Source organism: Solidesulfovibrio carbinolicus (assembly GCF_004135975.1).
Taxonomy (GTDB): domain Bacteria; phylum Desulfobacterota; class Desulfovibrionia; order Desulfovibrionales; family Desulfovibrionaceae; genus Solidesulfovibrio; species Solidesulfovibrio carbinolicus.
In genome coordinates this window covers 2,017,206-2,028,694 of record NZ_CP026538.1, presented here as the reverse complement: position 1 = coordinate 2,028,694, position 11,489 = coordinate 2,017,206, and the positions used below count along the sequence as shown (strand labels likewise).

The following is an 11,489-nucleotide window of genomic DNA, read 5'->3' as shown; positions in this document are numbered from 1 at the left end:
GTTTACCACCGGCGACAGGGAGGCCCGACATGCCCGACGTTGATCCGTCCATTGCTCTCTATATAGAAGAAACCCGGGAACTGCTCGGCGAACTCGAACAAGGTCTGCTCGAACTCGAGACCAATCCCGACGACACGGCCCGGCTGGACGCCTGTTTTCGGGCCATGCACACCATCAAGGGCGGCGGAGCCATGTTCGGCTTCGAGGAAATTTCCCGTTTCACCCATGACGTGGAAACCGTCCTGGACCGGGTGCGCACCGGCGACCTGCCTGTCAACCGGGAACTTTTGAGCCTCACCCTGGCCGCCAAGGATCATATCCTGACCCTGCTCGAAGCCCCCCGCGACCAGCAGCACGCCCACCGCAACGCCTCGGACCGCCTCCTGGCCTCCTTTGCCGCCTATCTGCCCGGAGGCGCGGCGACCGCCCCGGACCTTGCGGGCGACGCCGGAGAGCCGCCCATCCTGCGGCCGGCCTCGGGAGAACACGAATACGCCTGCCCGGCCCTGCCCGGGCCGCCGAGCATCTACTGGGTCCGTCTGCGCCCCAACCCGGACATGCTGCTCACCGGCAACGATCCGGTGCGGCTTTTGGCCGAACTCGACACAATGGGCGAGATGCACGTGCTGCGCCACGGTCCCAAGCCGGTCCTGGACAACGACGATTTCGACCCCGAGCGTGTCTACGGCCTGTTCGACATGCTCATCGCCACGCCTTGCGCCGTGGATAACCTGCGCGACGTGTTCATCTTTGTCGAAGGCGACTCCGAGGTCGGCATCCATCATCTGCATACCGGCATCCTGCGGGCCGCCGACCTCGACGAACTCCTGGCCGCCCTCAAGGGCCATGACGACGAAGACCTGGAGGTTGCAGGCAATCGACTGGAGGCGGCCCTGGCCGCGAAGCTGGCCCTTATCGAAAGCGCCAAGCAGAAAAGCCAGACCAAGAAAGGCTCCGAACCGCGCGCCGCGCCCCAGGCCAAGGCCCCGGCGGCGGCCGCCACCCTGCGCGTGGACGCCGCCCGCCTCGACAGCCTGGTCAGCATGGTCGGCGAACTGGTTATCCTGCAATCGCGGCTACGCCAGGCGGCCAAGGCCCGGGATCTCGACGCCGTCACCGAAGTGGACGAGGATCTCGAACGCCTCACGGACAACCTGCGCGACGTGGCACTCGGGCTTCGCATGTTGCCCATCGGCTCGGTCTTCAGCCAGTTCACGCGCTTAACCCGCGACCTGGCCGCAAGCCTCGGCAAAGACGTGGAATTCGTGGCCCACGGCGGCGAAACCGAACTCGACAAGACCGTCATCGATCGCATCAAGGACCCCCTGGTCCATCTGCTGCGCAACAGCCTGGACCACGGCCTGGAACGCCCCGAGGAACGCCAGGCCGCCGGCAAGTCCCCCCAGGGCCGGGTGACCCTTTCCGCCAACCATTCCGGCGGCAACGTGGTCATCGTCATCGCCGACGACGGCCGGGGCATCGATGTGGCCGCCGTGCGCCGCAAGGCCGTGGAGCGCGGACTCTTCGCGCCCGAGGCCGAACCCTCGGAAAAGGAGCTTTTGGACTGCATCTTCGCCCCGGGCTTTTCCACGGCGGCCAAGGTTTCCGACGTGTCCGGCCGGGGCGTGGGCATGGACGTGGTCAAGAAAAACATCGAGGCCCTGCGCGGCACGGTGGAACTCGCAAGCGTCCTTGGCCAGGGCGCCACCGTGACCATTCGCTTGCCGCTCACCCTGGCCATCATCGACGGATTCAACGTCATGGTCGGCGGCGACTCCTTCATCGTGCCCCTGGCCAACCTCCGTGGCTTCCAGGAACGCTTTGTGGAGGGACAGGTCCGCACCGTGGACACTATCGAGCGCATGGGGTCCATGGCTCCGGTGGTCAGCCTGCGCCGGCTCTTCGAGGTGCCTGGCGACCAGCCCGGCTATGAGCGGGTGGTCATTACCGAGGCCGAAGGTGAAACCGTCGGCTTTTGCGTGGACAAAGTCATCGGCCGCCAGCAGGCCGTCATCAAAAGCCTCGACGACTGTTACCGCCATCTCAAATGGATTTCCGGCACCACGATCAACGGCGACGGCAGCATCTCGCTGATCCTCGACGTGCCCCAGCTCGTGCGTTTCGTGCGCGGCCGGGAAGACAGCCGCTTGCAGACCAGCGAACCGTTTCGTACAGTGCCGCAGTAGCCGGGTTTACGAGGAGCGCCCATGGAACTGACCCGATTGGAACAAGGCGGCAAGCCCGTCTACGCCGTGACCGGCAAATGCACGGTGGAACATGCGGCCGCCTTGCGGCAAGCGCTGCTTGAGGCCGTTTCCGCGAACACCGTGCTAAGCCTTGATGTTTCCGGAGTCGAGGAAGCCGACATCACTTTCCTGCAACTGCTCCTGGCAACGGCTCTCACCCTGGAACAAAACGGCGGGAGCCTTCGCCGCCATGGACCGGTTTCCCCGGCGGCCCTGGCCGCCGCGCGCGTTTCGGGTTTTGCCCGCACGCCCAAACTCGCAAACTTCTTCTCCGACGAGGATTAAGATGGCCAAACGCATCATGACCGTGGACGATTCGGCCAGCGTCAGACAAATGGTCGCCATGACGCTCAAAAAGGAAGGCTACGACGTCATCGAAGCCTCGGACGGCAAGGACGCGCTTTCCAAGATGTCCGGCACCATCGACATGGTGATCACCGATCTCAATATGCCCAATCTCGACGGCATTGGCCTCATCAAGGGCATCCGGGCCCAGGCCGCCTACAAATTCATCCCGGTGGTCATGCTGACCACCGAGTCCCAGGCCGGCAAAAAGGCCGAAGGCAAGTCCGCCGGGGCCACGGGCTGGATCGTCAAACCCTTCACCCCGGACCAGCTCCTGGCCGTGGTCAAGAAGGTGCTGCGTTAGCGGCCCTTATTCCCGCTCCCGACCATAAAGCCCCGGCTCGTCCGGGGCTTTTGTTTGTCTCGCCGCTCCGCTGGCCCGAAAAAACAAAAAAGGCCCGGCGGTTAACCGGGCCTTTTTCAAGGAAAATTGCTGGGGTGACTGATGGGGCTCGAACCCACGACAACCAGGGCCACAACCTGGGACTCTACCAACTGAGCTACAGCCACCATGGACGAAGGAGAAGTCATCTACCCAACCCCCGGCCCGGTGTCAACAGTTTTTTCCTTCTCTTGCCCAAAAGGACCCGCCGCGCTATCGTCTTCTCTCGGGCGGCCCGTCGTTTCTCGCCGCATCCCACCAACCCCCCAAGGACCTCGTTCATGGATAAACTGCTCATTCGGGGCGGCAAGCCCCTTAACGGCCCCATCCGGGTCAGCGGCTCGAAAAACGCCGCCCTGCCCATCCTGCTGGCCGCGCCGCTTCTGACCGAAAAAACCGTCGTCGAAAACGTCCCGCGCCTGCGCGACATCCATACGACGCTGAAACTCAACGAAATCCTCGGCTGCCCTTCCACCTTTGAGGGCAACACCGTGATCATGGAGCCGGCCGCGAACCTCAATCCCGAGGCCCCCTACGACCTCGTGCGCACCATGCGCGCCTCGGTGCTGGTCCTTGGCCCCCTGCTCGCCCGCACCGGCCGCGCCCGGGTGGCCCTGCCCGGCGGCTGCGCCATCGGCGCCCGGCCCGTCAACCTGCACCTGACGGCGCTGGAAAAAATGGGCGCGACCTTCACCCTGGAGGCCGGCTACATCGAAGGCCGCTGCGACCGGCTCACCGGCGCGCACATCGTCTTCGACTTCCCCACCGTCGGCGGCACGGAAAACCTGCTCATGGCCGCCAGCCTGGCCGAAGGCACGACCATCCTCGAAAATGCCGCCCGCGAACCCGAAGTGGCCGATCTGGCCGACTTCCTCAACGCCATGGGCGCGAAAATCACCGGCCACGGCACCTCGGTCATCACCATCGAAGGCGTCCCCAGCCTTGGCGGCGGCCGCTACGCCGTCATGCCCGACCGCATCGAAGCCGCCACCTACATGATCGCCGCCGCCATCACCGGCGGCGAGCTGCACCTGGAATGCTGCCCGTTCATGGAACTCGACGCGGTCGTCTCCAAACTGCGGGAAATGGGCGTGGTCATCGAAGCCACCAACGCCGGCGTGGCCGTGCGCCGCCAGGGCCAGCTCGTGGGCGTCGACGTGGCCACCCAGGTCTACCCGGGCTTCCCCACCGACGTCCAAGCCCAGATCATGGCCCTTATGTGCGTGGCCGCAGGCTCAAGTTCCATCCGCGAAACCATTTTCGAAAACCGCTTCATGCACGTCCAGGAACTCGTGCGCCTGGGCGCGCAGATCCGCATCTCGTCCCAGACCGCCTTTATCCGGGGCGTCGGATCGCTCACCGGCGCGCCGGTCATGGCTTCCGATCTGCGGGCCAGCGCCTCGCTGGTGCTGGCCGGCCTTGCCGCCAAGGGCGAGACGCTCATCCAGCGCGTCTACCACCTCGACCGGGGCTACGAAGCCATGGAAGTGAAACTGCAAAACGTCGGCGCGGACATCGAACGGTTAGCGTAGAGAGAGAGTGAGAAGAGAAGAGGAAGATGCCTCCGGCGGCCGAGGGCCGACCGCCCCCCCGGCCCCCCGAAAGGGGATAAAGGGGAGGGATTGGAGACGCGTCGACATATGGCTCTTTGGGCAGAGGGAAAATCCCCGGAACTGCGCTGGAGGGCCAACGACAAGGAGGAGGGAGCCATGCTTTTGTGTACGCGTTTGCTGGCCATTGCCGCCTTTGTCTGCTGTCTGACCGGACAGGCCCAGGCCTACGGACTGTTTACCTGCGTGGACGCCGCCGGCCGCGAGGTCTGCGTCATCGACACCGGCCAGGCCGCCGACTTCTCGCCGTCCCAGTGGTGCAACCAGTCCTGCCCGGCCTGCCAGGGCCGCTGCGACGCCGCCCGCTTCTACCCGAGCCAATCCGGCCACTGGCAAAAAGGCTGGCAGGTCGCCCCGGGCATCTCCGGCAACAACATCATGACGCCCGGAGCCGGCCCCCAGCAGGACGCCCAACGGATCTTGAACGAAGGCTTGGTCGCCCCGGCCCCTCCGGAAACCCTGCCGCCGTCCGGCTACTCCGGCTCTTGACGGGCCGGCCGGATTGGGGCACTTATACCGCCATGAACGCTCGTCAGACCGCCCTGCGCACCGTTTCCTTCGGACCGTATTATTATTACGGCCTTCGCGCTCGCGGCTTGGCGGGTGGCGCGGCCGATTAAAGGCCGCTCCCGAAAACACCGCCGACAAGGGCCGCGGGCAGATTGCCCGGCGGCCCTTTTTTCATGAGCCGACCGGGGCCGGGTCCCAGGCGAAAAACCGCCAAGGAGATCGACCATGACCATCGGCAAATCCATCCGTCTGGAACGCATCGTCAACCGCGACACCGGCCGCACCATCATCGTGCCGCTGGATCACGGCGTCTCCGTGGGCCCCATCGAGGGCATCGCCGACATGCGCGACGCCGTCACCAACATCGTGGCCGGCGGGGCCAACGCCGTGCTCATGCACAAGGGCGTTGTGCGCTGCGGCCACCGGGCGCGCGGCCGCGACGTGGGCCTCATTATCCATCTTTCGGCCAGCACCAGCCTGTCGCCCTTCCCCAACGCCAAGACCCTGGTGTGCACCGTGGAAGAGGCCATGCGCCTGGGCGCCGACGCCGTGTCGGTCCACGTCAATCTCGGCGACGCCGCCGAATCCAAGATGCTCGACGACATGGGCCGCGTCACCGAGGCGGCCGTGTCCTGGGGCATCCCGGTTTTGGCCATGATGTACGCCCGCGGCCCGAAGATCGCCAACGAGTTCGACGCCGACGTCGTCGCCCACTGCGCCCGGGTCGGCAATGAGCTGGGCGCGGACATCGTCAAGGTGCCCTACACCGGCGACCCGGACAGCTTCGCCAAGGTGGTCGGCGGCTGCTGCGTGCCGGTGGTCATCGCCGGCGGCCCCAAGACCGACTCCACGCGCGGCTTTTTGACCATGATCGCCGACAGCCTGGCCGCCGGCGGCGCGGGCCTGTCGGTTGGCCGCAACATTTTCCAGGCCCCGGACCCGGCCGAACTTCTGGGGGCCGTCACGGCCATCGTGCATGATGGGAAAAGTGTGGACGAGGCCATGGAGATGCTGGCCCAGGGATGACGTAAACGGGATATTTCCCGTCCTTGCGACGCCCGGGGAGACAGCCGTTTCCCCGGGCGTTTTCCCATTACGCCAGCAACGACAGCGCCTCATCATACCGATAGATCGTCTGGCTGGGATACTCTCCGGCAATAACCGCCACATTGCGGTCCCCTTCGCGGGAGCTGGCCGCGAAATGGTCGTTTATGGCGATGGCCGTCAGCGCCAGCTTGTGCCGCTTGGCGAAATGGCCGTAGACGATGGCGTCGGACAGACAGCCCAGGCGGTTGGGGACGACCAGAATCGTCTCCAGCCCGAGTTCCAGGGCGAAATGGTAATTATAGCGCCGCTGCCCAAGGGGCACGGCCAGGCCGCCGGCGCTTTCCACCAACAGCACGTCGCAGCCTTCGGCCGCCGCCTCGATGCGGGCCACGCACTGTGCGAAGGGAAAGGGATCGAACACGAAACACGGCGAAGCCGGCTCGGCCGCCGTGTAGAGCGTGAGCGCCTCGTCCGCCGCAAGCCCGGCCTGCCCGGCCACCCAGGCCGCGTCGTCGTCTTCGGGATAGCCCGTGGCCACGGGTTTGACGTAGCGCACCCGCTGGCCCTGACCCAGGAGTTCCTTGGCGAAAAGGGCCGAAAACACCGTCTTGCCGATGCCGGTTCCGGTTCCGGTAATGAAATAGCGTTTCATCCAAGCACCGCCTCGACCGCATCCAACGCGATGTCGGTCAACCTGTCGATTTCTTCCAGCGTGATCACGTAGGGCGGCATAAAATAAACCATGTCGCCGAGGTTTCGCAACCAGGCCCCGCGCTTGATGGCCTCGCGGTAAATGCGAAATCCCGTGCGCTCAAGCGGGTCGAAAGCCCGGCCGGCAGCCGGATCGGCGGCCAGGGACACGGCCGTGATCCAGCCTGTGGAGCGGATGTCGGACACGTGCTTGTGCCCGGCGAAACGCTGGCGCACGGCGGCTTGCAGATGGGCGATCTTGGGCCGGTTGACGGCGATGACGTCGTCTTCCTCGAAAATGCGCAGGGTTTCGCAGGCGGCGGCGCAGGCCAGCGGATTGCCGGTGTAGCTGTGGCTGTGCAGGAATGCCTTGTCGTCGTGGTAGTCGTGGTAGAAGGCGTCGAACACGGCGTCGCCGGTCAGCACCACCGATAGCGGCAGCGTGCCGCTGGTGATGCCCTTGGACAGGCACATGAAGTCCGGCGTTATCCCGGCCTGCTCGCAGGCGAACATGGTTCCCGTGCGCCCGAAACCCACGGCAATTTCGTCGGCGATGAGATGGCAGCCGGCGGCGGCCGTCGCTTGGCGCAGCCTGGCCAGATAGGCCGGCGGATGCATCCGGAAGCTCCCGGCGCACTGCACCAGCGGTTCGATGATGACGCCGGACAGTTCGGCCGCGTGGGCCTGGATGGCCGCTTCCATGCCGCCAACGCACTCGGCGGCGCACGTTTCGCGCGCAAGTCCCAGCGGGCAGGCGTGGCATTCCGGGCCGGCGACTTCGATTTGCGGCACGACAAGGGGCGCGAACGGCGCGGCGTAGAGCCGGTCGCCGCATACGCCAAGGGCTCCGGCCGTTTCGCCGTGGTAGCCATTGGACAGATAAATGAACTTGCACTTCTCGGCACGGCCGAGGTTGCGCCAATAGGCGTGGCTCATCTTGAGCGCCGCTTCCACGGCGCAGGAGCCGTTGTCGGCGAAAAAGACGCGCGTAAGCCCTTCGGGGGCCACGGCCAGCAGCCGCTCGGCCAGTTCCTCGGCCGGGGCGTGGGTGCAGCCGGCGAAAATCACGTGCTCCAGGCGCGTGAGCTGCTCGGTCACGGCCCGGGCGATGCGCGGGTTGGCGTGGCCAAAAAGGTTGACCCACCACGAGGAAATGGCGTCGATATAGGACTTTCCCTGGCGGTCGTAGAGGTAAATCCCTTGACCCCGGTCGATAAAGACGGGAGGATGCTTCTCGTGGTCCTTCATCTGGGTGCATGGGTGCCAGATCCGCATGGCCGCCTTCCCGGAAACGTGAGACATGAGCACATCCTTTTTCGGCAAATACATCGTGCCCGAAGCGGCGAAACTCCGCAATTCGGACAGCTACCGGACCATTCCGCCCGTGGACGACGGCGCGGCCCGGGAGGTTGTCTACTCCGGCGCGAAGCTCCTTAACCTCGCCTCCAACAACTACCTCGGCCTGTCCCACCACCCGGACCTCATCGAGGCGTCCATCAAGGCCGCCACGCGCCACGGCTGTTCGTCCGGAGCCTCGCGGCTCATTACCGGCAACTTCGCCCTGGCCGAAACCCTGGAAGCGGAACTGGCCACCTTCAAATACCAGGAAGCGGCCCTGGTGACTGGCAGCGGCTACGCCGCCAATCTGGCCGTGTTCACGTCCCTGGCCGACCGCCATACGGTGGTTTTTTCCGATCGCTTAAACCACGCCAGCATCATCGACGGCATCCTGCTCTCCGGGGCGCGGCTCGTGCGCTACAAGCACCTCGACATGGAGCATCTTTCCCGCTTGCTCGACCGCGAAGCCCTGGCCGAGAAAAAAATCATCGTCACGGACACGGTTTTCAGCATGGACGGCGACGTGGCTCCCTTAGCGCGATTGGTCGAGCTTGGCAAAACCCACGGGGCGCTGGTCGTGGTGGACGAGGCCCACGCCATGGGCGTGCTCGGCCGGGGGCGCGGGCTGGTGGCGGCGCTGGGGCTCTCCGACGACGTGGACGTCCAGGTGGGCACCATGAGCAAGGCGTTGGGGTCCCTTGGCGGCTACGTGGCCGCCCGGGTGGAGACCATTGAACTGCTGCGCAACAAGGGCCGTTCGTTTATTTTTTCCACGGCCCTGCCGCCGGCCGTGTTGGCCGCCGGGCTGGCCGCCCTGCGCCACGTCAAGGCCAACCCCGGCCTTGGGGCGCGGCTCATGCGCATCTCCCGGCAGATTCGCGACCATCTGGACAGTTTGGGCTTTGACACCATGGGTTCGACCACCCAGATCATCCCGGTCTATTGCGGCAGAAATCGCGTGGCGCTTCATGCCCAGGCTTTGCTGCGGGCCGAGGGCCTGCTCGTGGCCGCCGTGCGTCCGCCGACCGTGCCCCTGGGCACGGCGCGGCTGCGGCTGTCGCTGCGGGCCGATCTCACCGACGACGACCTCAAACACATTCGCCTCGGATTTTCCAGGCTCCGGGTTTCCTTTTTCCCATGACGCAAACGGTTTTCTGCTCCGGCTTTGCCGGTCCCGAGGCGCTGTTTCCGGGCCTTTCGGGCCGCACGCGTTTTGTCGCGCCGTTTCTGGACGGCGACGAGGCCTTTGTGGTCAGCAGGCTTTTGGCAGGCGGCGACGTCCTGGCCGGCTGGTCCACGGGCGCGCATATCATTCTCAAGCACGCTTCGACCCTTTTCCTGCGCTATGGGAAGGTTGTGCTTATCGCGCCCTTTCTGCGTTTCGCCGACTGCTATCCCCCCCGCGCCGTGCGGGCCATGGCCGCCGGCATGAAGGCCGATCCGGCGGCAACCATCGCTGCATTCTGGCAAAACTGCGCCGTGGACGCGCCGCCGACCTACGATCCGGCCTGGACCGGGGCGCTTGCGGCCGGGCTCGACTATCTGCTGGCCTCCGAAGCGGCCGTGCCCGATGTCGCCGCCGGCCATGTGACCGTCGTTTCCGGCACGGCCGACCGCATCGTGCGGGCCTCGGCCGTGGACAAGGTCCTGGCCGCCCTGCCCGGAGCGGCTCACGTTGTCCACCCCGGCGGCCACTGGCCGCGCCCGGATCTTCTGGAAGGGTTGCTGCGGCCATGAGCAGCTACGACATCCGCCGCCGTTTTGACCGGGCCGGGGCCGGCTACGAGAGCGTGGCCGTGGTCCAGGCCCGGGTGGCCGAGGAACTGGCCCGGCGCTGCCCCGAGCATCTCACCGGCCGGGTGCTGGAGATCGGGGCCGGCAGTGGCCTGCTCACCCGCCGGCTCGCCCCGCGCCTTTTGACGACGGGACCAGCCGGCCAGTCGGACAGCCTCTATGTGGCCCTGGACCTCTCGCCCGGGATGCTGGCCCATGGCGCCATGCCGCCCGGCGTGGTCCGGCTGGCGGCCAACGGCGAACAGGCTCCGCTTGTGGCCGGGAGCTTCGATTTCCTGGCCTCGGCCTCGGCCATGCACTGGTACGCCGATCCGGCCCGGTCGCTGGCCGCCAATCTGCGGCTGCTGCGGCCGGGCGGCCGCTTCGCCCTGGCCTTTTACCTGGAGGGGACGCTGTCGGAGCTGGACGAGGCCTCCCGGGCCACGGGCTTCGGCTCGGTCTACCCCATGCGGCCGGAGCACTGGTGGCGCGAGACGCTGGCCGCCCTGCCGGGGATCGTCTGGGAGATGACAACGGCGCGCCACACCGTGGTCCACGCCGACGTCCGGGAGATGCTCCGGAGCCTGCAAGGAGCCGGGGTCACCCACACGCCGTCAAAACGTGCGGGCAGCCCCGGGAAGTATCGGGGATTTACGCGGTATTACCAGTCGCGTTTCGCCCGCGAAGGCGGGGTGGCGGCCGGGTATGTGGTGGCGATGGCTACGGGCGGGGCTATTTGACCAGGGCGAGCAGCTTTTCGGCCACCGGGCTGAAAAACGCCACAGCCAGGGCGGTCAATCCAATCAGGACCTTGACCATATTTTCCAGGCGGGCCAGACGAGTATTGACCTCGCCGCGAAAGCGTTCCAGATCGGCCTTGGTCGCCACCTCCGCCAACAGCGCGGACATGACGCGCTGATCAGCGGCCTGAAAGGCCTCAATGACAGGCTTGGCCGCCTCTTCCCCAAGAGCACGTTCAATGGCTTTGGATTGATCAAACAGCAACATAGGTTTTTCCTGCTCCAGACAACACAAGATGTCAAACGTCGTCAGGCGCTACGCCAGCGTCCCCCGCTTTAAAAGCCGCCACGAATACAGCACCACCAGCCCGAACATGCCGATGCCCAGGCCCTGGGCGAGAAGCCCTTTCACGCTCGTCACCGCCGCCGGATCGGTGCGTATCCAGACCACGGCCGTGGAAAAGAGATTGAGGGAAAAGGCCAGGGCCAGCACGTTGACGGCCTGCTTTTTGAGCGAAAAGAGCATGGACACGCCAACAAGCGTCAGCCCGGCGTTGACGTAGCCGATGACCCGGTCCATGACCGAAAACTTGGCCAGATAGGCCTGCTGCTCCGGGGCCATGTCCACGCCGCCGGCGGCCACAAAAAACATGGCCACGATGACCTGGACGCTGCTGATGAGATAGAAAAGAAAGATGATCCAGACGAGCACCGGACGCTTGCGCCCGGACGCCGTCTCTGCGGCAGTGTTTTCCGTCTCGGCCATATCCGCCTCCTCGTTGGCGGCAATGTACGCAACCTCTTGACC

General features: G+C 65.7%; 13 protein-coding genes and 1 tRNA gene. 9 read left to right on the top strand and 5 right to left on the bottom strand.

Annotated elements, in window-relative coordinates; genetic code table 11:
• The first annotated feature begins 29 nt into the window (after positions 1–29).
• The 3 genes from C3Y92_RS08995 to C3Y92_RS08985 are packed head-to-tail and all read left to right on the top strand — an operon-like array spanning position 30 to position 2,895.
• Positions 30–2,186, top strand: coding sequence for a chemotaxis protein CheA (locus C3Y92_RS08995; protein WP_129351799.1), 2,157 nt, complete (start codon positions 30–32; stop codon positions 2,184–2,186).
• Positions 2,187–2,207: 21 nt separating this feature from the next.
• The gene (locus tag C3Y92_RS08990) at positions 2,208–2,531 is read left to right on the top strand and encodes an STAS domain-containing protein (RefSeq protein ID WP_129351797.1); all 324 of its coding nucleotides are present in this window, start codon (positions 2,208–2,210) and stop codon (positions 2,529–2,531) included.
• A gap of 1 nt (position 2,532) precedes the next feature.
• Complete coding sequence (locus C3Y92_RS08985; protein ID WP_006919184.1) at positions 2,533–2,895, top strand: response regulator; 363 nt, start codon at positions 2,533–2,535, stop codon at positions 2,893–2,895.
• Positions 2,896–3,025: 130 nt separating this feature from the next.
• Here C3Y92_RS08985 and C3Y92_RS08980 read toward each other — a convergent pair.
• Positions 3,026–3,101: transfer RNA gene (locus C3Y92_RS08980), tRNA-His, on the bottom strand.
• A gap of 153 nt (positions 3,102–3,254) precedes the next feature.
• Here C3Y92_RS08980 and murA point away from each other — a divergent pair.
• The 3 genes from murA (at position 3,255) to C3Y92_RS08965 (ending at position 6,119) form a co-directional block, all read left to right on the top strand.
• On the top strand, positions 3,255–4,505 hold the full coding sequence (murA, locus tag C3Y92_RS08975; protein WP_129351795.1) for a UDP-N-acetylglucosamine 1-carboxyvinyltransferase: 1,251 nt from the start codon (positions 3,255–3,257) through the stop codon (positions 4,503–4,505).
• 177 nt (positions 4,506–4,682) lie between these two features.
• Complete coding sequence (locus tag C3Y92_RS08970; RefSeq protein ID WP_129351793.1) at positions 4,683–5,072, top strand: hypothetical protein; 390 nt, start codon at positions 4,683–4,685, stop codon at positions 5,070–5,072.
• A gap of 246 nt (positions 5,073–5,318) precedes the next feature.
• Entirely contained in the window at positions 5,319–6,119 is an 801-nt protein-coding gene (locus C3Y92_RS08965; RefSeq protein WP_129351791.1) for a 2-amino-3,7-dideoxy-D-threo-hept-6-ulosonate synthase, read from the top strand.
• Between the two features lie 67 nt (positions 6,120–6,186).
• Here the strand turns inward: C3Y92_RS08965 and bioD are convergent, their stop codons facing one another.
• Positions 6,187–6,792 carry a dethiobiotin synthase gene (gene bioD / locus C3Y92_RS08960; RefSeq protein WP_129351789.1) on the bottom strand — a complete coding sequence of 202 codons (606 nt, stop codon included), beginning with the start codon at positions 6,790–6,792 and terminating at the stop codon, positions 6,187–6,189.
• Positions 6,789–8,132 carry an adenosylmethionine--8-amino-7-oxononanoate transaminase gene (bioA, locus tag C3Y92_RS08955; RefSeq protein WP_235669664.1) on the bottom strand — a complete coding sequence of 448 codons (1,344 nt, stop codon included), beginning with the start codon at positions 8,130–8,132 and terminating at the stop codon, positions 6,789–6,791. Before bioA ends, bioD begins: the two co-directional genes overlap by 4 nt.
• On the opposite strand from bioA, the gene bioF reads away from it, so the two are divergent.
• The 3 genes from bioF to C3Y92_RS08940 are packed head-to-tail and all read left to right on the top strand — an operon-like array spanning position 8,131 to position 10,681.
• On the top strand, positions 8,131–9,309 hold the full coding sequence (gene bioF / locus C3Y92_RS08950) for an 8-amino-7-oxononanoate synthase (protein WP_129351787.1): 1,179 nt from the start codon (positions 8,131–8,133) through the stop codon (positions 9,307–9,309). The genes bioA and bioF overlap by 2 nt on opposite strands.
• On the top strand, positions 9,306–9,905 hold the full coding sequence (locus C3Y92_RS08945; protein WP_129351785.1) for an alpha/beta fold hydrolase: 600 nt from the start codon (positions 9,306–9,308) through the stop codon (positions 9,903–9,905). The genes bioF and C3Y92_RS08945 overlap by 4 nt, the downstream gene beginning before the upstream one ends.
• Positions 9,902–10,681 (top strand): methyltransferase domain-containing protein, encoded by a 780-nt coding sequence (locus C3Y92_RS08940; protein WP_129351783.1) that lies wholly within the window; start codon positions 9,902–9,904, stop codon positions 10,679–10,681. Before C3Y92_RS08945 ends, C3Y92_RS08940 begins: the two co-directional genes overlap by 4 nt.
• Here the strand turns inward: C3Y92_RS08940 and C3Y92_RS08935 are convergent.
• Both C3Y92_RS08935 and C3Y92_RS08930 read right to left on the bottom strand, forming a co-directional pair.
• Positions 10,674–10,949 (bottom strand): hypothetical protein, encoded by a 276-nt coding sequence (locus C3Y92_RS08935; RefSeq protein WP_129351781.1) that lies wholly within the window; start codon positions 10,947–10,949, stop codon positions 10,674–10,676. The two genes, C3Y92_RS08940 and C3Y92_RS08935, sit on opposite strands and share 8 nt — an antisense overlap.
• Positions 10,950–10,997: 48 nt before the next feature.
• On the bottom strand, positions 10,998–11,447 hold the full coding sequence (locus tag C3Y92_RS08930; protein ID WP_129351779.1) for a hypothetical protein: 450 nt from the start codon (positions 11,445–11,447) through the stop codon (positions 10,998–11,000).
• Positions 11,448–11,489 lie beyond the last annotated feature (42 nt).

What these genes read in the sequence shown, in the direction of transcription:
- C3Y92_RS08945 (WP_129351785.1), top strand. Translation starts at nt 9,306, where the DNA reads ATGACGCAAACGGTTTTCTGCTCCGGCTTTGCCGGTCCCGAGGCGCTG.
- C3Y92_RS08985 (WP_006919184.1), top strand. Translation starts at nt 2,533, where the DNA reads ATGGCCAAACGCATCATGACCGTGGACGATTCGGCCAGCGTCAGACAA.
- murA (WP_129351795.1), top strand. Translation starts at nt 3,255, where the DNA reads ATGGATAAACTGCTCATTCGGGGCGGCAAGCCCCTTAACGGCCCCATC.
- bioA (WP_235669664.1), bottom strand. Translation starts at nt 8,132, where the DNA reads ATGTCTCACGTTTCCGGGAAGGCGGCCATGCGGATCTGGCACCCATGC.
- C3Y92_RS08940 (WP_129351783.1), top strand. Translation starts at nt 9,902, where the DNA reads ATGAGCAGCTACGACATCCGCCGCCGTTTTGACCGGGCCGGGGCCGGC.
- C3Y92_RS08935 (WP_129351781.1), bottom strand. Translation starts at nt 10,949, where the DNA reads ATGTTGCTGTTTGATCAATCCAAAGCCATTGAACGTGCTCTTGGGGAA.
- bioF (WP_129351787.1), top strand. Translation starts at nt 8,131, where the DNA reads ATGAGCACATCCTTTTTCGGCAAATACATCGTGCCCGAAGCGGCGAAA.
- C3Y92_RS08990 (WP_129351797.1), top strand. Translation starts at nt 2,208, where the DNA reads ATGGAACTGACCCGATTGGAACAAGGCGGCAAGCCCGTCTACGCCGTG.
- C3Y92_RS08930 (WP_129351779.1), bottom strand. Translation starts at nt 11,447, where the DNA reads ATGGCCGAGACGGAAAACACTGCCGCAGAGACGGCGTCCGGGCGCAAG.
- C3Y92_RS08995 (WP_129351799.1), top strand. Translation starts at nt 30, where the DNA reads ATGCCCGACGTTGATCCGTCCATTGCTCTCTATATAGAAGAAACCCGG.
- C3Y92_RS08970 (WP_129351793.1), top strand. Translation starts at nt 4,683, where the DNA reads ATGCTTTTGTGTACGCGTTTGCTGGCCATTGCCGCCTTTGTCTGCTGT.
- C3Y92_RS08965 (WP_129351791.1), top strand. Translation starts at nt 5,319, where the DNA reads ATGACCATCGGCAAATCCATCCGTCTGGAACGCATCGTCAACCGCGAC.
- bioD (WP_129351789.1), bottom strand. Translation starts at nt 6,792, where the DNA reads ATGAAACGCTATTTCATTACCGGAACCGGAACCGGCATCGGCAAGACG.